This window comes from Streptomyces sp. NBC_00483, from assembly GCF_036013745.1.
Lineage (GTDB): Bacteria > Actinomycetota > Actinomycetes > Streptomycetales > Streptomycetaceae > Streptomyces.
On record NZ_CP107880.1, the window covers coordinates 6,669,845 to 6,690,172 of the forward strand.

Here is a 20,328-nt window from a genome sequence, read left to right on the forward strand (position 1 = left end):
GAGCCCGAGGGGCCCGGGGCGGAGCCCCGATCTTTCAGCCCGGATGGCGTTTGGGGCCCGGGGCCCGGGCTGAAGACCCGATCTCTTCAGCCCCGCCGGCGATTGAGGCGCGGGGTCCGGGGCAGCGCCCCGTGGCGTAGGGACGGTCGGCCCCCGCCGCCCGGCAGGCGCGAGGTGTCGGCGTGCTGACAAACTGGACCCGCACCAGTCACACGGAAGACAAGGACGTAGCGCGATGACCCGCGTGATCGCCGGAACCGCCGGCGGACGCCGCCTCGCCGTGCCCCCGGGCAACGGCACCCGGCCCACCTCCGACCGAGCACGCGAGGCCCTCTTCTCCACCTGGCAGGCGCTCCTCGGCGGCAGCCTCGACGGAACCCGCGTCGCCGACCTGTACGCGGGCTCCGGCGCCGTCGCCCTGGAGGCCCTCTCCCGCGGCGCCGCCCACGCGCTCCTCGTCGAGGCCGACACCCGCGCCGCCCGCACGATCCGCGAGAACATCCGCGCGATCGGCCTGCCGGGAGCCGAGGCACGTACCGGAAAAGCGGAGCAAATCGTCGCGGGCCCGCCCCCAACTGCCCCCTACGACCTGGTCTTTCTCGACCCCCCTTACGCCGTCTCCGACGACGATCTTCGCGAGATTCTGCTCACACTCCGCACGCGGGGCTGGCTCGCGGACGAAGCGCTCGTCACCGTGGAACGCAGCACCAGAGGCGGCGAATTCCGGTGGCCGGACGGCTTCGAGAGCCTGAGGTCCCGTCGCTACGGCGAGGGCACGTTTTGGTACGGTCGCGCCGCCTTGAACACCACCCTCACGTGCGACGACGCACGATGACCGGACCGGAGAGCGAGGGACTTCCCGTGCGCCGCGCAGTCTGTCCGGGGTCGTTCGACCCCATCACCAACGGCCACCTCGACATCATTGCCCGAGCCTCCAAGCTCTACGACGTCGTGCACGTCGCGGTGATGATCAACCAGTCCAAGAAGGGACTGTTCGAGGTCGAGGAGCGGATCGAGCTGATCCGCGAGGTCACGGCCGAGTTCGGCAACGTGGAGGTGGAGGCCTTCCACGGCCTCCTCGTCGACTTCTGCAAGCAGCGAGACATTCCGGCCATCGTCAAGGGCCTGCGCGCCGTCAGCGACTTCGACTACGAGCTGCAGATGGCCCAGATGAACATCGGCCTGTCCGGCGTGGAGACCCTCTTCGTCCCCACCAACCCGACGTACAGCTTCCTGTCGTCCTCCCTGGTCAAGGAGGTCGCGGCCTGGGGCGGCGACGTCTCGCACCTGGTCCCCGAGCAGGTCAACCAGGCATTGGCGGAGCGCCTTCCCAAGAAGTGACGCGCACGCGCACGTTGGGCTTACAGTCGTCTCGTCCGTCTCCAACACCCCAGCCTTACCGGCGTCTAGACGAGAGAGTGGCGAGCACACGGTGGACGTGCAGAAGAAGCTCGACGACATCGTCGGCACGGTCGGCGGCGCGCGCTCGATGCCGATGTCGGCCTCGTGCGTGATCAACCGCGCCGACCTGCTGGCGATGCTCGAAGAGGTGCGCCAGGCGCTGCCCGGCTCCCTCGCCCAGGCCCAGGAGCTCATCGGCGGCCGCGAGCAGATGGTCGAGCAGGCCCACGCGGAGGCCGAGCGCATCATCGAGGGCGCGCGGGCCGAGCGGGGCACCCTGATCGCCGACACGGAGATCGCCCAGCGCGCCCAGGCCGAGGCCGACCGGATCCTCGCCGAGGCCCGCCAGGAGGCCGAGGAGGTCCGCGCGGAGGCCGACGACTACGTCGACTCCAAGCTGGCCAACTTCGAGGTCGTCCTTAACAAGACGCTCGGCTCGGTCGGCCGCGGCCGCGAAAAGCTGCTCGGCACCGGACCCGGCGTCGACGAGGCGGGCTACGAGGACGAGGACGCCCCCGAGCGCAGCCACGACCCGGAGACGCTGCGGCGGGACGCCGACGCGTATGTGGACACCAAGCTCGGCGCCTTCGAGGCGGTGCTCGCCAAGACCCTGGACGCCGTCGGCAAGGGCCGGCAGAAGCTGCACGGCCGCATCGCCAGCGACGACCTCGGCACGCTGGGCGTGGACGCCGAGGGGCAGTCGCACACCAGCGACGCCGACTACCTCGCGGGCCTCGCCGAGATCGGCGGCGCCCAGACCCAGCAGCCGGCCGCCCCGCAGCCCCCGCACATGCCGGCGCCCCCGCAGGTGCCCCAGATCCCGGCCCAGGCCCCGGAGCCCGTGTACGCGCAGCAGGGCCAGGATCCGTACGGCGGCTACCAGCAGCAGCCCTACGGCCAGCAGGACGCCTACGGCACCTACCAGCAGGACCCGTACGCGGCGTACCAGCAGGACCCGTACGGGTATCAGCAGCAACAGCAGCAGGACCCGTACGCGTACCAGCAGCACCAGCAGGAACTGCAGCAGCACCAGCCGCAGCAGGCCCAGGACGGCGCGCTCGACGAGACGAGTCTCTTCGACACGAGCATGATCAGCCTGGAGCAGATGCGGCAGTACGAGCAGGGGCGCTGAGCCGGTCCCAGGGGCAGATTGGGCCGTGAGCGAAAGGTCCAGTACCCTGGTTCTTCGGTCGCGCGTAGCACGTGCGTTCCGAGCTGCCCGGAAATTTTCGGGGCGGCAACCCCCACATGAGCTTCGAAGAACGAAAGCAGGACCAGCCCTGAACACCCACCTCGACCACCGCAACCCGTTCGTGTTCGATACGCACGAGCTGGGTCGGCGTCCTGGTGCCATGCAGCGGCTGTCCCGCACGATCGACGCTCCCAAGGAGTTCGGCCTCCTGGGAGTCATCGAGGTGCCGGAAGGCGCCCCGGTGGAGCTCGACCTCCGCCTGGAGTCGGTCATGGAAGGGGTGCTTGTCACAGGCACCGCCCGTGCATCGGCCAAGGGGGAGTGCGTAAGGTGTCTGGAGCCGCTCGTTCAAGAGGTCGACGCGGACTTCCAGGAGATGTTCTCGTACCCTGACGCCGACGACCGGGGCCGCGTAAAAGCGGAACCGGCCGACGACGCCGAGGAAGACGAGGACAGGCTCTTTCTCGAGGACGGCCTGTTCGACCTCGAGCCGGTGCTGCGTGATGCGGTGGTGCTCGCACTGCCGATGCAGCCGGTGTGCCAGGAAGACTGTGAAGGTCTGTGCTCCGAGTGCGGAGTGCGGCTTTCGGACGAGCCGGGCCACCACCACGACGCCGTCGACATCCGTTGGGCGGCATTGCAGGGACTCGCTGAATCCATCCAGGACGGCGAGAAGGACGAGATGAGCGGCGCCGAAGCGCAAGCGGGCGTCGACGAGAAGCAGGAGAAGTAGCCGTGGCTGTTCCGAAGCGGAAGATGTCGCGCAGCAACACGCGCCACCGCCGGTCGCAGTGGAAGGCTGCGGTCCCCACCCTGGTTTCGTGTGAGCGTTGCCAGGAGCCCAAGCTGCAGCACATCGCGTGCCCGGCTTGCGGCACCTACAACAAGCGCCAGGTCCTCGAGGTCTGAGCGGCTGGTGAGAGGCACAGTGTCGAGCCCCAAGAAGGCGGATGACGCCAAGAAAAAGGTGGACACCACAGCCTCGTCCCACACGCTTCTGGAAGGGCGGCTCGGGTACAAGCTCGAGTCCGCCCTTCTGGTGCGCGCGCTGACACATCGCTCGTACGCGTATGAGAACGGCGGCCTGCCGACGAACGAGCGCCTGGAATTCCTGGGCGACTCGGTCCTCGGCCTCGTGGTCACCGACACTCTCTACCGCACCCACCCCGACCTGCCGGAAGGCCAACTGGCCAAGCTGCGGGCCGCGGTGGTCAATTCGCGTGCACTTGCGGAGGTCAGCCGTGGGCTCGACCTGGGTTCCTTCATCCGGCTCGGCCGGGGCGAAGAGGGCACGGGCGGCCGGGACAAGGCGTCGATTCTCGCCGACACCCTTGAAGCGGTGATCGGTGCGGTGTACCTGGACCAGGGTCTGGACGCGGCGGGCGAACTCGTCCACCGGTTGTTCGACCCACTCATCGAGAAGTCCTCGAATCTCGGTGCCGGCCTGGACTGGAAGACCAGTCTCCAGGAGCTGACGGCGACGGAGGGACTCGGCGTGCCCGAGTACCTGGTCACCGAAACCGGCCCGGATCACGAGAAGACCTTCACTGCTGCCGCCCGCGTCGGAGGCGTCTCGTACGGCACCGGCACCGGCCGCAGCAAGAAGGAAGCGGAGCAGCAGGCCGCTGAGTCCGCGTGGCGTGCGATTCGCGCTGCCGCGGACGAGCGGGAGGCTGCCGCGGATGCCGCGGCGGTCGATACGGCCTCCGGGGCGTAACCGCTCCGCTTCCTACGCCCGTCCCACCGGTCAGCCGGAGGGGCGGGCGTTGTATTTTGCCTACGCCTCGGGGCTCCGCCCCGGACCCCGCTGGCTCTCGTCCAAACGCGGGGCTCAGACATACGGAGGAACCCGTGCCAGAGCTGCCCGAAGTAGAGGTCGTGCGGCGTGGGCTTGAGAGGTGGGTGGCGCATCGGACCGTCGCCGAGGTCGAGGTGCTGCACCCGCGGTCCGTGCGCCGGCACATCGCGGGCGGCGCGGACTTCGCGTCCCGGCTCAAGGGGCAGACGGTCGGCGAGCCGAGCCGCCGCGGCAAGTATCTGTGGCTGCCGCTCGAGGGCTCGGGCATCTCCGTCCTCGCCCACCTCGGCATGAGCGGCCAGCTCCTGGTGCAGCCGCACGACGCTCCCGACGAGAAGCACCTGCGCATCCGCGTCCGCTTCGCCGACGACCTTTCGACGGAGCTGCGCTTCGTCGACCAGCGCACCTTCGGCGGGCTCTCGCTGCACGACACCGATGCCTCCGGCCTGCCCGACGTCATCGCGCACATCGCCCGCGACCCCCTCGACGCGCTCTTCGACGACGCCGCGTTCCACACCGCGCTGCGCGCGAAGCGCAGCACCATCAAGCGGGCCCTGCTCGACCAGTCCCTCATCAGCGGCGTCGGCAACATCTACGCGGACGAGGCACTGTGGCGCGCGAAGCTGCACTACGAGCGTCCCACGGCGACGTTCACCCGCCCCCGCACGGCCGAACTCCTGGGCCACGTAAGGGATGTGATGAACGCGGCGCTGAGCGTCGGCGGGACGAGCTTCGACGCCCTGTACGTGAATGTGAACGGGGAGTCGGGGTATTTCGACCGGTCGCTCGACGCGTACGGGCGCGAGGGCCTGCCGTGCCGGCGCTGTTCGACGCCCATGCGTCGGCGCCCGTGGATGAATCGGTCCAGTTACTACTGCCCGCGCTGCCAGCGCCCGCCGCGCACGGCCGCGTAGGCAGCTCGCGACGCGTCAGTAACCGAAGTCCTGCGTCCACCACGGCCCGCCCGAGCCGAAGTGCACGCCGACGCCCAGGGTCTTGAAGTCGCAGTTCAGGATGTTCGCCTTGTGGCCGGGGCTGTTCATCCAGGAGTCCATGACCGACTGGGCGTTGGCCTGGCCGCGGGCGATGTTCTCGCCGCCGAGGTCCGTGATGCCCGCCGCCTTGGCGCGGTCCCAGGGCGTCGCCCCGTCCGGGTCCGTGTGGTCGAAGAAGTCCCGCGAGGCCATGTCGTCGCTGAACGCCGTGGCGAGCGAGGCGAGGCCGCTGTCCGCCGTCACCGGGGAGCAACCCACCTTGGAGCGCTCCTGGTTGACGAGGGAGAGGACCTGGGCCGATGCCGCCTTCTCCGACGTGGTCGCCGCGCCGCCGCCCGCGCCGGAGGGCGCCTTCGTCCGCGCAGGTGACGACGGGGCGGCCGTCGTCGGGCTCGCGCTCTTCGTCCTCGTACCGCTGTCGTCGGCGGACCGGGACTGCTGCTCACGCTTCGACGGTTCGGAGGATCGCGGCGCGGCGCTCGAAGCGGACCGTGACGGTGTCGCGGACGGAGTGGCCCGCTCGGTGTCGCGGCTCGCAGCGGACGGCGCCCGGTCGTCGACCGCACCGTCCGTACTGCCCTGCGCCGTGACGTCGGGGGAGTCGGCGGCCTGCACCCTGCTGCCGTCACCGCCGCCGAACTTGAAGCTCCCGCCGCCGGGTATCAGTCCCGTGGTCACCGCGACCGCGCCCATCGCGACCGCGGCCGAGGCACCGAGCAGACCGGTGCGCAGCGGCACGCCGTCGCGCCTCTTCCGGTGGTGGGAGGTGCCGGGTGGTGCGGGAGGCGTGGGGCGCGGTGGGTACTCCGCGTAGCCCTGCGCAAAGTCGCTCGCGTGCGGGCGGCCGGCGGCGGAGCGTCGGTGGCGTCCCATGTCCTGTGCCTTCCTGGTCCTCTGGTCCTCGCGGTCGTCACTGTGGTGCGTGCTTCTCACCCGTACGAGTGAGGCTCGATGGTCGGGGACGCTACCCCAACTCCCCAGTGGGCGAAGTGCTCCGAGTGCTTTTGGCCGGTTAGCGTGCACCCATGAACGAAGAAGTACGGATCACGGCCTGGGTGCGAGGACGTGTCCAACGTGTGGGTTTTCGGTGGTTCACCCGTGCGCGTGCACTGGAGATCGGCGCCCTGAGTGGTTTTGCTCTCAATCTGGACGACGGGCGTGTCCAAGTGGTCGCCGAGGGACCGCGCGTCGCGTGTCAGCAACTGCTCGACTGGCTCCACGGCGACGACACACCCGGCCGGGTCGACGGTGTGACTGAGATCTGGGACACGCCCCGCGGCGGTTACGGCGGGTTTGCCATCCGCTGAGTCGTTACCGCAGGCGGGCCCGGGTGAGGGGGCGCGGGACGTGCCGCAGGCACCTGCGTGCGGCAGAAACGCCCTGGTGGTTGCCAATAACAGGGACTCGTGGCAGGCTCCCCGGGAACGGATGATCTCTACGCCCCCGGGCCCCGAACGTGAGGCCGTACCGCAGGTTCTGCGGCGCGAAGCCCCCGGTTTGCCCGCCAATACGGGGCGTGATCGTGTTGACCGTCAAACTTTTTGGTGAGACTCTGGAAGTCCCCGCGCACCTTAGCTGTTTGGCATGTGAGAACGGCAGCAATACAAGAAGTGCCAAGCACCGCGGGTGCGAATCCCTCACGACCCACACCGCTTCGGTCGGTCACTCATTGTGGAGGACCATCCATCATGGCAAAGGCGCTTCTCGGTTACGTCGGCGGCAGCGACCCGCGACTTCTCGCCGAGATGCGACGGCTCCAGCAGCGCGTCCAGGATCTTGAATCCGAGCTCGGCCGTATTCAGGCCGAGAACGACGAGCTCGCGGCTGCCGCTTCTCACGACTCTCTCATCGAGGGTATCGACGTACCCCAGGCGGAGCCTGCGCTCACCTGACCACCCCCGGCGATCCAGGTGGTCGGGCATCGCCCGTAACCAGCCGCTATCACCCGCTCGACCGAGTAATCCAAGGGACGCTTCGGCGTCCCTTTTTCCTCTCGGTCGCACTTTCCGGTGCCCCCGCGCACTGTCTTTACCTTGACGTTCTATACGTCTGATGTGCCCTGCATGTTCACGCGTGAAACCGTGGGTGGGTTCATGGAGTGAGACAGGGGTGCCGGGTAGAGTCCGACGGCGTGCACCTCAAGGCCCTGACCCTGCGCGGGTTCAAATCGTTCGCCTCGGCCACCACATTGCGGTTCGAGCCGGGCATCACCTGTGTCGTGGGTCCCAACGGTTCGGGCAAGTCCAATGTCGTGGACGCCCTGAGCTGGGTCATGGGTGAGCAGGGTGCCAAGTCGCTGCGCGGCGGCAAGATGGAGGACGTCATCTTCGCCGGCACCACCGGGCGGCCCCCGCTCGGCCGCGCCGAGGTCTCGCTCACCATCGACAACTCCGACGGCGCGCTGCCCATCGAGTACGCCGAGGTCACCATCACGCGGATCATGTTCCGCAACGGCGGCAGCGAGTACCAGATCAACGGCGACACGTGTCGACTCCTCGACATCCAGGAGCTGTTGTCGGACTCCGGCATCGGCCGCGAGATGCACGTCATCGTCGGGCAGGGCCAGCTCGACGGCGTGCTGCACGCCGATCCCATGGGCCGTCGCGCCTTCATCGAGGAGGCCGCGGGCGTCCTCAAGCACCGCAAGCGCAAGGAGAAGGCGCTGCGGAAGCTGGACGCGATGCAGGCCAACCTCTCGCGCGTACAGGATCTGACCGAAGAGCTGAGGCGGCAGTTGAAGCCGCTGGGCAGACAGGCCGCTGTCGCGCGCCGGGCCGCCGTGATCCAGGCCGACCTGCGTGACGCGCGACTGCGGCTGCTCGCGGACGATCTCGTACGGCACCGTGAAGCGCTCAGCACCGAGGTCGCCGACGAGGAGGAGCTGAAGCGGCGCAAGGGCGCGGCCGAGGAGGAGCTGAAGAAGGCGCAGCTGCGCGAGGGGCACCTGGAGGACGCGGTCCGGCAGTTGACGCCCCGGCTGCAGCGGGCGCAGCAGTCCTGGTACGAGCTGTCGCAGCTGGCCGAGCGGGTGCGCGGCACGGTGTCGCTGGCCGACGCGCGGGTCAAGAGCGCCACGGCGGCGCCCGCGGAGGAGCGGCGCGGCCGTGAGCCCGAGGACCTGGAGCGCGAGGCCGCGCGGGTGCGTGAGCAGGAGGCCGAGCTCGAAGCAGCCCTCGAAGCGGCGCAGGTCGCCCTGGACGAGACGGTCTCCCACCGGGCGGACCTGGAGCGGGAGTTGGCGGTCGAGGAGCGCCGGCTCAAGGACGTCGCGCGGGCCATCGCCGACCGGCGGGAGGGCCTCGCCCGCCTTCAGGGGCAGGTCAACGCCGCCCGCTCCCGGGCCGCTTCCGCGCAGTCCGAGATCGACCGGCTCGCCGCCTCCCGCGACGAGGCACAGCAGCGGGCGGCCGCCGCGCAGGAGGAGTACGAACAGCTGCAGGCCGAGGTCGACGGGCTCGACGCCGGTGACGAGGAGCTCTCCACGCGGCACGAGGCGGCCAAGGCCGCGCTCGCCGAGGCGGAGGCCGCGCTGAGCGCCGCGCGGGAGGCCGCCACGTCCGGGGAGCGCAAGCGCGCGGCGCTCGCGGCCCGGCACGAGGCGCTCGCGCTCGGACTGCGGCGCAAGGACGGCACGGGTGCGCTGCTCGGCGCGAAGGACCGGTTGACCGGGCTGCTCGGCCCCGCCGCCGAACTGCTGTCGGTGGCGCCGGGGTACGAGGTGTCGGTGGCGGCGGCGTTCGGCGCGGCGGCCGACGCGATCGCGGTGACCACCCCCACGGCCGCGGCCGACGCGATCCGCCTGCTGCGCAAGCAGGACGCGGGGCGGGCGTCGTTGCTGCTCGCCGCTGACACGGACGGCTCGGCCGCCGAGACCCAGCAGCCGGGCGGACCTCCGTGCGCCGCCGAACTGGTCCGCGGACCAGATGAGTTGATGCCCGCCGTGCGCCGGCTCCTGCGCGGAATCGTCGTCGTAGGGACGCTCGAGGACGCCGAGGATCTGGTGTACGCGCGGCCCGACGTGACCGCGGTGACCGCCGAAGGCGATCTGCTCGGCGCGCACTTCGCGCACGGTGGATCGGCCGGAGCGCCGAGCCTCCTGGAGGTGCAGGCGTCCGTCGACGAGGCCGCCGCAGAGCTGGAGGAGCTGGCGGCCCAGTGCGAACAGTGGGCCGAGGCGCAGCACGCCGCGGCCGAGCGGCGCACCGAGTGTGCCGCGCTCGTCGAGGAGTTGGGGCAGCAGCAGCGGGTCATAGAGCGTGAGCGTTCGGGCCGGGCGCAGCAGCTCGGCAGGCTCGCCGGGCAGGCGCGCGGCGCCGCGGGCGAGGCCGAGCGCAGCGCCGCCGCCGCGACCAAGGCGCAGGACGCGCTGGAGAACGCCGTACAGGACGCCGAGGAGCTGGCCGAGCGCCTCGCCGTGGCCGAGGAACAGCCCGCCGACGAGGAACCCGACACCTCCGTGCGCGACCGCCTCTCCGCCGACGGCGCCAACGCCCGGCAGACGGAGATGGAGGCGCGCCTCCAGGTGCGTACCCACGAGGAGCGCGTCAAGGGGCTCGCGGGGCGTGCCGACTCGCTCGACCGGGCCGCCCGCGCCGAGCGCGACGCACGCGCGCGTGCCGAGCAACAGCGCGCCCGCCGCCAGTACGAGGCCTCCGTCGCCGAGGCCGTCGCCTCCGGAGCGCGCCAGCTGCTCGCGCACGTCGAGGTCTCCATCACCCGGGCCGACGAGGAGCGGACCCTCGCCGAGCGGGCGAAGGCGGCGCGGGAGCAGGAGCTCGGCGCCGAGCGGGCGCGCGGTCGCGAGCTCAAGGAAGAACTCGACAAGCTGACGGATTCGGTCCACAAGGGCGAGGTACTCGGCGCCGAGAAGCGGCTGCGGATCGAGCAGCTGGAGACCAAGGCGCTGGAGGAACTCGGTGTCGAACCGGCCGGACTTGTCGCGGACTACGGTCCCGACCAGCTCGTGCCGCCCTCGCTCCCCGCCGAGGGCGAGGAGCTGCCCGAGACTGCATCCGACAGCGGCTCCGCCGCGGGCGAGCACCCGGGCAACGGGCCCCGCCCGTTCGTCCGTTCGGAGCAGGAGAAGCGGCTGAAGTCCGCGGAGCGTGCGTACCAGCAGCTCGGCAAGGTCAACCCGCTTGCTCTCGAGGAGTTCGCGGCGCTGGAGGAGCGCCACAAGTTCCTCAGCGAGCAGCTGGAGGACCTGCGGAAGACCCGCGCCGACCTGCTTCAAGTGGTGAAGGAGGTCGACGAGCGCGTCGAGCAGGTCTTCACCGAGGCCTACCGGGACACGGCACGCGAGTTCGAGGGAGTCTTCAGCCGGCTGTTCCCGGGCGGCGAGGGACGGCTCGTCCTGACCGACCCCGAGAACATGCTCACGACAGGTGTCGATGTCGAGGCCCGCCCGCCGGGCAAGAAGGTCAAGCGGCTCAGCCTGCTCTCGGGCGGCGAGCGGTCGCTGACCGCGGTGGCGCTCCTCGTGGCCATCTTCAAGGCGCGGCCGAGCCCGTTCTATGTGATGGACGAGGTGGAGGCAGCGCTCGACGACACCAACCTGCAGCGCCTCATCCGCATCATGCGGGAGCTGCAGGAGGCCTCGCAGCTCATCGTGATCACACACCAGAAGCGCACGATGGAGGTCGCCGACGCGCTGTACGGCGTCTCCATGCAGGGCGACGGGGTGTCGAAGGTCATCAGCCAGCGGCTGAGCTAGGCCCGGGTGTACTGGCCCCTACCACTGTTCAAGTCTTGAACACGTCACGCCACACCCATGCCTGAAATTCACAGGACCCGAAGTATTGACTTCAAAACATGAAGGCATAGTCTCTGCAACGTTGCTTTTACCTTCAGGTGGTGGGCGGCGTGAAGTTATGCGCCACTGGAATCGCATCTGAAGGGCTCGCCCCCACCCCCGGCAGCGAGGCCGGTGGCCCGAGGAGTACATGTGACCAGCAGTGCGGCACCGCAAACGGGAGCCAGGCAGGAACAGCCCGGCAATCTCCGACGTGTCACCTTGATCGCGGCCGGTGCCGCCATGGGTGGCTTCCTCTTCGGCTACGACAGCTCAGTCATCAACGGAGCCGTCGAAGCCATCCGTGACCGGTGGGACATCGGCTCCGCGACCCTCGCTCAGGTCATCGCCATCGCGCTGCTCGGCTCGGCCATCGGCGCCGCGACCGCCGGACGGATCGCCGACCGGATCGGCCGCGTGCGGTGCATGCAGATCGCGTCCGTGCTGTTCATCATCAGCGCCATCGGCTCGTCGATGCCGTTCGCGCTGTGGGACCTGATGGTGTGGCGGATCATCGGCGGGTTCGCCATCGGCATGGCCTCGGTGCTCGGCCCGACGTACATCGCCGAGGTGGCGCCGCCGGCCTACCGCGGCCGGCTCGGCTCCTTCCAGCAGGCCGCCATCGTGCTCGGCATCGCGATCTCGCAGCTGGTCAACTACGGCCTGCTGAACGCCGCGGGCGGCGACCAGCGCGGTGAGCTGCTCGGCCTGGAGGCCTGGCAGGTCATGCTCGGGATCATGGTGATCCCCGCCGCCCTGTACGGCGTGTTCACGTTCATGATCCCGGAGTCGCCGCGTTACCTGCTCGCCAAGGGCCGGAAGGAAGAGGCCCGCAAGGTCGTCCGGCAGGTCGAGGGCGACGGGGCCGACGCGGAAGCGCGCATCGCCGAGATCGAGCACGGCATGAAGAACGAGCGCCTTTCGACCTTCAGGGACCTGAAGGGCAGCTTCATCTTCAAGCCGATCGTCTGGGTCGGTATCGGCCTCGCGGTCTTCCAGCAGTTCGTCGGCATCAACGTCGCGTTCTACTACTCCTCGACGCTGTGGCAGTCGGTCGGCGTGAACCCGGAGGACTCGTTCTTCTACTCGTTCACGACGTCGATCATCAACATCATCGGTACCGTCGTGGCGATGCTCCTGATCGACCGGGTCGGCCGCAAGCCGCTCGCTCTCGTCGGCTCCGTCGGCATGGTCATCGGTCTCGGCTGCGAGGCCTGGGCGTTCTCGTCCGACCTGGTCAACGGCCAGCTGCCGACCACGCAGGGCTGGGTCGCCCTGATCGCCGCCCACTGGTTCGTCTTCTTCTTCGCGATGAGCTGGGGCGTCATCCTCTGGGTCATGGTCGGCGAGATGTTCCCGCCGAAGATCCGTGCCACCGCCATCGGCGTCGCGTCGATGTTCAACTGGCTCGCGAACTACGCCATCACCGCGACGTTCCCGTCCCTGTCCGACTGGAACCTGGGCGGCACGTACGTCATCTACACCATCTTCGCGGCGCTCTCCATCCCCTTCACCCTGAAGTTCGTGAAGGAGTACAAGGGCAAGACGCTGGAGGAAGCGGAAACGGTCTGACCACCGCTCCCGCCCTCCCCGGGACCCGGGGAGATGGGTCAAGTCCCCGCTGCCATCTCCCCGCTGCCGTCACTGCCCCGGCCGAAGGACCTACGACTGGTCCTTCAGCCGGGGCAGTACGTTTTCGCAGTACAGCTGCAGGCTGCGGCGGCCCTCGTCCAGGGGCATGCCGCCGGAGAGCGGATGCAGGATGTAGTTGTCGAGCCCCTGCGCCAGGCACTCGTCGGGCGTGAGCACCCGGTAGACGCCCTCGGCGCGCAGCTCCTCGACCGTCGCAGCGCCCGATTTCACGGCCGACTTGATGTCCTGCGACTGCCAGGACGCGTACGTCCGCGCCTCGTGCAGGAAGTGTTCGCCGTGCTCGGCCCAGGTGCGGTCCGGGTCGTCCGACAGGTGCAGGAGCGGGGTCACCTTCCCCGGCATCATGGTCCAGCCCTCGGTCCCGTACTCCTCCAGGAGCTCCTTGTAGTACGCCTCGATCTCCGGCAGGTGTGCGCTCGGGAAGAACGGGAGGCCGAGCCGGGCCGCCCGGCGCGCGGCCGCCTTCGAGGAGCCGCCCACCAGGAGCAGCGGGTGCGGCTGGGTGAAGGGGCGCGGGGTGACGCGGACCCGGCGGCCGCGGAACTCGAACTCCTCGCCGGTCCAGGCCTTGAGCAGCGTTTCGAGCAGCTCGTCCTGGAGCTTGCCGCGCCGCTTCCACTCCACGTCGAACTGCGCGTACTCCTCCGGCCGGTAGCCGATCCCGGAGACCGTCACCAGGCGGCCGCCGCTGAGCAGGTCGAGCACGGCGATGTCCTCGGCGAGGCGGAGCGGGTCGTGCAGCGGGCCGATGATGGCGGAGACGGTGACCGCGATGCGCTTCGTGGCCCCGAGGACCGCGCCCGCGAAGGTGAAGGGCGAGGGCAGCCAGTTGTTGGCGACGCCGTGGTGCTCCTCGGTCTGCACCGTGTCGATGCCCTGCTCGTCGGCGTAGCGGGCCATCTCGACGGCCGCCTGGTAGCGGGCGGCGAGCGTTTCGGGTGTGCCGGCGGGGTCGACGAGGTTGAACCGTACGACGGACACGGGCATGGAAAAGTCCCCCTCCGCGAGGCGTGGAGCCGGATTCGTGGAGGGGGACGTTAGCTGACGGAGCGTCAGGAGGCCATGGCCTCGACGGCGTCGGACTCGTCCGGGGCCGTCGAGGTGTCGGCCGGCTTGGGCAGCGCCAGGTACAGCAGGCCGGAGACGACGATCGTGACGACCCAGCCGAGGCCGTACTCACCGAGGAAGTTGTTCGAGGCGAGCGGGCCCGAGAACCAGGTCGACGACGTGAACAGCAGGCCGACGACCAGGCCGACCGCCCAGGCGACGCACGCGGCGGGGGAGAAGCCGCCCTTGTACCAGTAGGCGCTGGTGCGGGTGGTGTCGATCAGGGCGGCGGCGTCGTAGTGCTTGCGCTTGAACATGTCCGCGCCGAAGACGCCGACCCAGGCGGAGAAGGCCACGGCGAGCAGCGAGAGGAAGGAGATGAACGAGCTCATGAAGCTCGTCGCCACCAGCATCAGGATGGCGCCGAAGACCAGCGAGATCACCGCGTTGATGGAGACGGCCCAGTGGCGCGGCACCTTGAAGCCGAGGGTCTGCGCGGTGAAGCCGGCCGAGTACATCGACATGGCGTTGATCAGCAGCATGCCGACCAGGGCGATCAGCAGGTACGGCACCGCGATCCACAGCGGCAGGATCTCGCCGAGGAAGGAGACCGGGTCCTGGGCGGAGGCCAGGTCCGGGGTCGAGACCGCCATCACGGCGCCCATCAGGACCATCGGCAGCACGACGATGCCGGCGCCGCCGATCGAGTTCCCGATGATCCCCTTGGTGGAGGCCGTGCGCGGCAGATAGCGGGTGAAGTCGGGGGAGGACGGGATCCAGCTGACGCCACCGGCGGCGATCATGCCGATGCCCGCGACCATCAGGGACGTCTGCCCGGCGGGCTGCCCGAAGACCTCGGACCAGTCGGTGTTGATGACCAGGTAGACAAGCACCAGGACCGAGAAGATCCCGAAGAGATACGTCGCGTACTTGTTGCACACCTGCACGACGTTGATACCGAGGCCCGAGATCGCGAACGTGGCGCACACGAACACGAACAGGGTGAGGATCACCAGGAAGTTGTTCTTCTGGATGCCGAAGAGGATGTCCAGGACGGTGAGCACGGCATACGCGCCGGTCACCGCGTTGATCGTCTCCCAGCCCCAGCGCGCGACCCAGATCAGCGAGCCGGGCAGCAGATTGCCGCGCTGCCCGAACACCGCGCGGGAGAGCGCCATACCGGGCGCGCCACCGCGCTTGCCCGCGATGCCGATCAGACCCACGAGGCCGTACGACACGATGGGCGCCGCGATCGCGACGACGATGGCCTGCCAGAAGTTCAGCTTGTACGTCACGACGAGGCTCGCGCCCATCGTGAGCAACAGCACGCTGATATTGGCGGCGACCCAGGTGGGGAAGAGCTCGCGGGTCTTGGCGGTGCGCTCGGCGTCGGGGACGGGCTCGATGCCGCGTGTCTCCAGCGCGCCTTCGGCTTCGGCGGTCTTGCTCATGCGGTGGGGTTCCGTGCCTCTCGCTCGGCTCGGCCGTGGGGGACGGAGAGCCGGTGGGGGGTGACGGGCCCGCAGGGCCCTTGTGGAGTGGTGTCGAGATCTGGGCGTGGTGTCCGGATCGCGTTGGACTCTACGCGCGTTGATGCGACGACTGCCATCGTACTTTAGTCCGAGTCGACCCCGTCAGAGGCCTTTGTCCTTTGGAGGAAGGCACGAACAAGGCTTGGGCGGGGTCGACTGACGACATCGGATATTGAGGTGTCACGAGTTGGGGTGCCGGTAAGAACGTTGTTACCTGCCGCCAACGGCGGTGATCAGTCCTCCGACCTTGTGGGTTGGGGCAGTTCCGGTGTGCTCGTCGCCTCGGCGAGCGTGAGGCGACCGCCCCTCAACTCGGGCACGTAGTTGTAGATCGTGTTCCTGGAGGCACCGAGGAGCTTCGCGATCGAGGTGACGGTGTTCGCCGGGCGGGCGAGCAGGTCGTGGGCGTGACGTACCTGCTCCTCCGTCATCGCTGGCGGGCGGCCGAGTCGGGCGCCGCGGCCGCGAGCGGCATCCGGACCTTCGTTGGTGCCCTGCACGATGAGTTCGCGGATGAACTCCGCGAGGGCCGTGAACACGTGGAAGGCCGGGCGTCCGCCGGGTGTGGTGATGTCGAGCACCTCGTGTAGCGAGGTGAAGTCGATCCCGCGCTTGCGGAGACCGGACGCGATCGTGATGAGGTCCTGCATCGAGCGGCCGAGCCGGTCCAGCGACGGGACGACGAGGGTGTCGCCCTCGCGCAGGTAGTCGAGGGCCTTCCGCGGTGCCTCGCGGTCGGTGTTATTGCCGGACTTCTTGTCGGCGAAGATCCGGATGAGCAGGCCGGTCGAGATTAACAACAACTCTTTTGAAAGAGTTGTTGTAGGTCTACGCTCGACTCATGGCTGTTTCCCCTGCCGCCTCACCCAACTGGGCTTCGGGGCCGGACATCGAACTGGACACCGCCGCTTTGCGGGTGCTGGCCCACCCCATGCGGATCAATGTGCTCGCACTGTTGCGCCAGTGCGGAGCGTCGACCGCGACCAGGGTCGCCGGAGAGCTAGGCATCAATCCCGGGGCCGCTAGCTATCACCTGCGCCGCCTGGCAGCGGGCGGGCTCATCGTGGAAGAGCCAGGCCGCGGCACCGGACGCGAACGGTGGTGGAAGGCGGCCCATCGCCAGTCGATCCACGATCCGGCGTCCGGGACTCCCGAGCAGCGGGAGGCCGGACGGGCATACGCCCATGCCGTGGCCCTCGCCTGCGTGGAGCGCTTGCATACGGCTGCGCAGGAGGCGCCGCTGCTGCCTGATGAGTGGTTCGACGTCAGCACCTTCGGCGACTTCGTCCTGCGGCTGAGCCCGAAGGAGGTCGCCCGGATGCGCGACGAGATCTTCGCAGTGATCTCCCGGTACCGGCAGGCACGGGGCGAGGACTCGGAGGGACTCGCATCGGTGGCGGTCCAGGTGCAGATGTTCCCGGTGCCCGGCACCATCGCGCCGCGGTCCGTCGGCTCATGACGGGCTCGGGTATAGCCGCCGTGCGGCCGGCATACCGGGACGGCAACGTGCTGCGCTGGCTCGCTGCGTACACCGCGTCGGTCACCGGCGATGTGGTCTACTTCCTGGCGCTGTCCTGGTCCGCCACCCGCACGGCCGGCCCGTCGCAGGCGGGTGTGGTGGTTGCGGCCGGAGCCCTCCCCCGTGCGGTGTTCATGCTCGTCGGGGGCGTGGTGGCCGACCGGTTCGGCCCACGGCGGGTCGCCGCGGCCAGTGACGCCACCCGCTGCCTGGTCATCCTGGCCGCGGCTGCCGTGCTGTTGCTGGCCGAGCCGGGGATATGGCTGCTGGTGCCGCTCGCTTTGCTCTTCGGTGCGGTGGATGCGGTGTTCATGCCTGCCGTGGGCGCCTTCCCGCCCCGGATCACGACGCGGGAACAACTTGCCCGAGTCCAGGGCATGCGGGGACTCGCGATCCGGTTGAGTAACTCCCTCGGCCCTGCTGTGGGGGGGCATCGTGCTGGCTGTCGGCGGGGCGGCCGGCGCCTTCACGGCCGCGGGAGTCCTCTTCGCCGTATCACTCGCACTCCTCCTTACCGTGCGCGTCGCCCCTGCCCCGGAAGCCCTCGCCCGTCCCGCACCCTGGCGGGAGCTGGGCGACGGTCTGCGCTACGTCCGTCGGCACCGGATGCTCGCCCCGCTCGCGGGGGTGATCGGGCTGAGCGAGATGTGCTTCAGCGGGCCGGTCGCCCTGGGCCTGGTACTGCTGGCGGACGAACGAGGCTGGGGCGCCGCGGGGACGGGCTGGATGGCGAGCGCCTTCAGTGTCGGGGCGGCAGCCGCAGCCTTATGGATCACCGTTCTTCCGCGGATTCCTCGCGCTGGGCCATGCGTCATTGCCGCGCTGCTGGCCACCGCCGTGGCTACGACCGTCCTGGGGCACGCACCGTCCCTGCTGACCGCCACCGCGCTCGCTGTCCTGATCGGCCTGGCCAGTGGTACTACCGTGACGCTCACCAGTGCCCTGGTCCAGGCAGAGGCCGACCCCCAGTACCTCGGGCGGGTCACCTCACTGACGACACTGTGCACACTGGGCCTGGCACCTGCCCTCTTCCCCATCGCAGGCGTCACGGCCCAAATATGGGGAGCCGCCATCTTCTTCACCGGGTGCGGCGTGATCAGTTTGGTGGCAGCCGCGCTGGCCGTCACGGTCCCGGCCCTGCGGCATGCCCGACTCCAAGGCACAGTCGCTAAGACCTGACCATGCCAAAGCTCCTCTGCAGGCAGTGAGCACGATGCGCTCTCTTTCGACCGTTTCCTTCGACGGTACGGTGCGGTCGCCTTCGAGACGCTGCGCTGTCGTCGGCGTCCGCTGGTGTTCGAGGGCCGGGGGCCGTGACCGCAGTGAGGTTGAGCCGGGCATCCATGTCGAGGTGGACCTCCCCGTACGGGCGGACGTGGGACCAGAACAGCGGGGTCAGGCCGCGCCGGTCGGCGGGCGTGAGGAGGCCGGCCCACTCTGGTTCGCCGAGGATGTCCCGGAGCATGAGGGTGTTCACGTAGACCAGGGCGGATTAGGGGATCCGCAGGCACAGGACATACATCTCCTGCTCGTCGCGCCGGGTGGAGGCGATCTCACCGCTTTGCCGTAGGCGATCACGGAGTTGGCGCCGTTGGAGGACTCCATGACGTTCAGGCCCTCCTCGATCTCCCGCTGGAGATTGCGCAGCCGCAGATATCGGGCCACGAAGATGGTCTTCTGGGCGCGGCCGACCTCCAGCATCGCCGCGTAGGTGGGGTGGGAGGCATTGCGGGTGAAGCGCCGCAGGATCGCCTCGGCAGAGGCGGTCCGGGTGCGGATCGCGGTCGCGTATTTGATTCACCCACCGCAGCCGTACGGCCCCGGACCCACCCATACGGGTGACGCCCCCACGATCACCGCCGTTGCGGCTGGTGACAGGGTTCTTACCGGCATTCCGAGTTCCTGCGGCGCATAGAGGCGTTCGTCAGAAGATCGAGAGTTGCTTGCCGTGGTAACGGCGAACTGAGGCGTAGCCAGCCCACGGGCGTCCTGCTTCTGCCGCGTGCAGCTCGGCGGCGAGAGGGCTGTATCCAAGGGCCTTTGCGACAAGCGCGGGCGGCATCTCCAGGACGAGTTCGCGTAGAGCCGAGTTGCGCCCGCGGAGGATCGGGATGTCGCTGTCCCACAGGGCTTTGTGGAGAGTGGCAGGCGCCATCGGTCGCCCGGGGGCGGCGCCGGGAAAGAGCCACCGGGTGCGGGCGTTGCGAGCGGTCGTGGTGTGCCGGCGGCGAGGCAGATAGTCGCGAAACAGCTGGTCAAAAGGGTGGGGGACTGGGACGCCTTGTCCGCCTGAGAGGCGGATAGTGACGTCATCATTCGTGATTTGGAGTTCGTCGACGGTCATCTGGGAGATGCGTGTCACTGGCTGGGCGTAGAGCAAGACGAGGAGCCCCAGGATGCGGTTGTCGAGGCGGATGGTGCTGTCCTCGGCGATGCGGCGGAGAAGTCGTAGGCGGTCGTCCTGGCCGAGGGCGTGGAGCTTGGCGGAGCGGATCCACGGGAAGTCGACGGGGGCCATGACACAGGTGCGAACGGCCCAGTGGACGAAGGTTGCCGCTGTGCGGCGTGTGCCTGTGCCGGTGGCGAGCCACTCGTCCACGTGGCCTTGTGTGCAGGTCATCGGGGTGGCGCCACGTTCTCGTAGCCAGGTCAGGAAGTCGGCGCCGCCCCGAACGTCGGCACGGGCACGACCGACTGCGGTGGGCGCGAGGACGCCTTGGGCATCGAGATTGCGTAACCGCCGCAGGTGGTGCCAGGTGGCAAAGCGGCGAACGAGCTGCCGGTCCTCGGAGTCGGCGATGCGCGGCAACTTCCGCTCCAGCCACCGCAAGAACTCCACTTCGGCTCGGTTGCGTTCGGGCAGGACGCCGACCATGACGAGGAGTTCGCGAGTGTGCTCCGCTGCCTGCCGCGGGGTGAAGTTGTCGAACGTGACGTGATCGAGAGTCAGACTGCCGTCTGCCAAGCCGCGCAAGAGCTTCTTGACGTGCGGCAATCTCGTCCAAAGGCGGGCGCTGACCGCACGTTCCTGCTCTATCAAGGCGTCGGCAAGTGGTCGCAGCAGCGGGGCGACTTGCCCTGTGCCGTCATCGAGGACGACCGCCAGGTCGTCGCGGAGACAACATCGGTGGCAGAGGCCGCGACGGCCGCGGTCGGCTTCATCACCGCAGCGTGTGCAGTGGAAGTCGCGGGGGATTCCTGCGCAGTCGCGGCAGATAGGGACGCGTTCGGCATCGAGGCCAGGAAGGAGCCGTTCGTCGCCGCAGCCGGGGCATGCGCCACGGCACTGCATGGCGCGGTAGTAGCAGCGTCCGCAGACGAAACCCTCCGGCCATTTGGCGACGCCATAGCGGCCGTTGACGACGCCGCAACGTGCGCAGGGCTTCTTGCAACGGGGCAT

General features: G+C 69.2%; 19 protein-coding genes and 1 pseudogene. 13 read left to right on the forward strand and 7 right to left on the reverse strand.

Annotation, left to right across the window (positions count from 1 at the left end):
• The first annotated feature begins 235 nt into the window (after positions 1-235).
• The 7 genes from rsmD (at position 236) to mutM (ending at position 5,305) form a co-directional block, all read left to right on the forward strand.
• Positions 236-835 (forward strand): 16S rRNA (guanine(966)-N(2))-methyltransferase RsmD, encoded by a 600-nt coding sequence (rsmD, locus tag OHA73_RS30035; RefSeq protein WP_267069095.1) that lies wholly within the window; start codon positions 236-238, stop codon positions 833-835.
• Between the two features lie 26 nt (positions 836-861).
• On the forward strand, positions 862-1,341 hold the full coding sequence (gene coaD / locus OHA73_RS30040) for a pantetheine-phosphate adenylyltransferase (protein WP_266714550.1): 480 nt from the start codon (positions 862-864) through the stop codon (positions 1,339-1,341).
• 91 nt (positions 1,342-1,432) lie between these two features.
• The gene (locus tag OHA73_RS30045; RefSeq protein WP_327656592.1) at positions 1,433-2,533 is read left to right on the forward strand and encodes an ATP synthase F0 subunit B; all 1,101 of its coding nucleotides are present in this window, start codon (positions 1,433-1,435) and stop codon (positions 2,531-2,533) included.
• A gap of 148 nt (positions 2,534-2,681) precedes the next feature.
• Positions 2,682-3,326, forward strand: coding sequence for a YceD family protein (locus OHA73_RS30050; RefSeq protein WP_266718907.1), 645 nt, complete (start codon positions 2,682-2,684; stop codon positions 3,324-3,326).
• A 2-nt stretch (positions 3,327-3,328) separates the two neighbouring features.
• On the forward strand, positions 3,329-3,502 hold the full coding sequence (gene rpmF / locus OHA73_RS30055) for a 50S ribosomal protein L32 (RefSeq protein WP_030361955.1): 174 nt from the start codon (positions 3,329-3,331) through the stop codon (positions 3,500-3,502).
• A 7-nt stretch (positions 3,503-3,509) separates the two neighbouring features.
• A complete protein-coding gene (rnc, locus tag OHA73_RS30060; RefSeq protein ID WP_266714556.1) occupies positions 3,510-4,310 on the forward strand; it encodes a ribonuclease III in 801 nt (266 codons plus the stop codon).
• Between the two features lie 134 nt (positions 4,311-4,444).
• Positions 4,445-5,305, forward strand: a complete 861-nt coding sequence (gene mutM / locus OHA73_RS30065; RefSeq protein ID WP_327656593.1) for a bifunctional DNA-formamidopyrimidine glycosylase/DNA-(apurinic or apyrimidinic site) lyase — start codon at positions 4,445-4,447, stop codon at positions 5,303-5,305.
• Positions 5,306-5,320: 15 nt separating this feature from the next.
• Here the strand turns inward: mutM and OHA73_RS30070 are convergent, their stop codons facing one another.
• Positions 5,321-6,259, reverse strand: a complete 939-nt coding sequence (locus tag OHA73_RS30070) for a CAP domain-containing protein (protein ID WP_327656594.1) — start codon at positions 6,257-6,259, stop codon at positions 5,321-5,323.
• 152 nt (positions 6,260-6,411) lie between these two features.
• On the opposite strand from OHA73_RS30070, the gene OHA73_RS30075 reads away from it, so the two are divergent.
• From OHA73_RS30075 to OHA73_RS30090, 4 genes are all read left to right on the forward strand, one after another.
• On the forward strand, positions 6,412-6,693 hold the full coding sequence (locus tag OHA73_RS30075; protein ID WP_327656595.1) for an acylphosphatase: 282 nt from the start codon (positions 6,412-6,414) through the stop codon (positions 6,691-6,693).
• A 381-nt stretch (positions 6,694-7,074) separates the two neighbouring features.
• A complete protein-coding gene (locus OHA73_RS30080; RefSeq protein WP_266714564.1) occupies positions 7,075-7,278 on the forward strand; it encodes a hypothetical protein in 204 nt (67 codons plus the stop codon).
• 239 nt (positions 7,279-7,517) lie between these two features.
• The gene (gene smc, locus OHA73_RS30085; RefSeq protein ID WP_327656596.1) at positions 7,518-11,099 is read left to right on the forward strand and encodes a chromosome segregation protein SMC; all 3,582 of its coding nucleotides are present in this window, start codon (positions 7,518-7,520) and stop codon (positions 11,097-11,099) included.
• A gap of 231 nt (positions 11,100-11,330) precedes the next feature.
• Positions 11,331-12,749 carry a sugar porter family MFS transporter gene (locus OHA73_RS30090; RefSeq protein ID WP_266714567.1) on the forward strand — a complete coding sequence of 473 codons (1,419 nt, stop codon included), beginning with the start codon at positions 11,331-11,333 and terminating at the stop codon, positions 12,747-12,749.
• 90 nt (positions 12,750-12,839) lie between these two features.
• Here OHA73_RS30090 and OHA73_RS30095 read toward each other — a convergent pair whose 3' ends face one another.
• From OHA73_RS30095 to OHA73_RS30105, 3 genes are all read right to left on the reverse strand, one after another.
• A complete protein-coding gene (locus tag OHA73_RS30095) occupies positions 12,840-13,817 on the reverse strand; it encodes an LLM class flavin-dependent oxidoreductase (protein WP_266714569.1) in 978 nt (325 codons plus the stop codon).
• A gap of 65 nt (positions 13,818-13,882) precedes the next feature.
• The gene (locus tag OHA73_RS30100) at positions 13,883-15,328 is read right to left on the reverse strand and encodes a cytosine permease (protein ID WP_327656597.1); all 1,446 of its coding nucleotides are present in this window, start codon (positions 15,326-15,328) and stop codon (positions 13,883-13,885) included.
• A gap of 314 nt (positions 15,329-15,642) precedes the next feature.
• Complete coding sequence (locus OHA73_RS30105) at positions 15,643-16,209, reverse strand: recombinase family protein (RefSeq protein WP_267069089.1); 567 nt, start codon at positions 16,207-16,209, stop codon at positions 15,643-15,645.
• Between the two features lie 41 nt (positions 16,210-16,250).
• Here OHA73_RS30105 and OHA73_RS30110 point away from each other — a divergent pair, with 41 nt between their 5' ends.
• Together OHA73_RS30110 and OHA73_RS30115 are read left to right on the forward strand one after the other, a co-directional pair.
• Positions 16,251-16,868, forward strand: a complete 618-nt coding sequence (locus tag OHA73_RS30110; RefSeq protein WP_267069088.1) for a winged helix-turn-helix domain-containing protein — start codon at positions 16,251-16,253, stop codon at positions 16,866-16,868.
• Positions 16,865-18,107: pseudogene (locus OHA73_RS30115) on the forward strand (MFS transporter). The gene OHA73_RS30110 and the pseudogene OHA73_RS30115 overlap by 4 nt, the downstream one beginning before the upstream one ends.
• On the opposite strand, the gene OHA73_RS45795 reads toward OHA73_RS30115, so the two are convergent.
• The 3 genes from OHA73_RS45795 to OHA73_RS30125 form a co-directional block, all read right to left on the reverse strand.
• On the reverse strand, positions 18,097-18,393 hold the full coding sequence (locus OHA73_RS45795; protein ID WP_353962554.1) for a hypothetical protein: 297 nt from the start codon (positions 18,391-18,393) through the stop codon (positions 18,097-18,099). The pseudogene OHA73_RS30115 and the gene OHA73_RS45795 sit on opposite strands and share 11 nt — an antisense overlap.
• Positions 18,394-18,401: 8 nt before the next feature.
• Positions 18,402-18,725 carry a Tn3 family transposase gene (locus OHA73_RS30120; protein ID WP_327658550.1) on the reverse strand — a complete coding sequence of 108 codons (324 nt, stop codon included), beginning with the start codon at positions 18,723-18,725 and terminating at the stop codon, positions 18,402-18,404.
• Positions 18,726-18,852: 127 nt separating this feature from the next.
• On the reverse strand, positions 18,853-20,328 hold the full coding sequence (locus OHA73_RS30125; RefSeq protein ID WP_267069086.1) for a hypothetical protein: 1,476 nt from the start codon (positions 20,326-20,328) through the stop codon (positions 18,853-18,855).